We start from the raw sequence: 346 nt of genomic DNA, 5'->3' as shown, positions 1-346 counted from the left end.
CCCGGCTGTATGCGCGAGGTTACCGACTGCGGCCTGAGTTTTTTAAGTGACGTAAAATCGTGTTGAGGCCAACGCCCATAATGCGGGCAGTTGCCCGGCATCCAACGCCATTCATGGCCATATCAATGATTTTCTGGTGCGTACCGGGTTGAGAAGCGGTGTAAGTGAACTGCAGTTGCCATGTTTTACGGCAGTGAGAGCAGAGATAGCGCTGATGTCCGGCGGTGCTTTTGCCGTTACGCACCACCCCGTCAGTAGCTGAACAGGAGGGACAGCTGATAGAAACAGAAGCCACTGGAGCACCTCAAAAACACCATCATACACTAAATCAGTAAGTTGGCAGCAT

1 pseudogene is annotated in these 346 nt (G+C 52.3%); it reads right to left on the bottom strand.

The features are described from left to right. Nucleotides 1–295: pseudogene (locus SB773_RS30545) on the bottom strand (IS1-like element IS1A family transposase); the annotation flags it as partial. Nucleotides 296–346 lie beyond the last annotated feature (51 nt).

It is taken from the genome of Bacillus sp. SIMBA_074 (assembly GCF_046534555.1).
Classification (GTDB): domain Bacteria; phylum Bacillota; class Bacilli; order Bacillales; family Bacillaceae_G; genus Bacillus_A; species Bacillus_A mycoides.
This window is presented reverse-complemented; position numbering and strand designations above follow the sequence as displayed.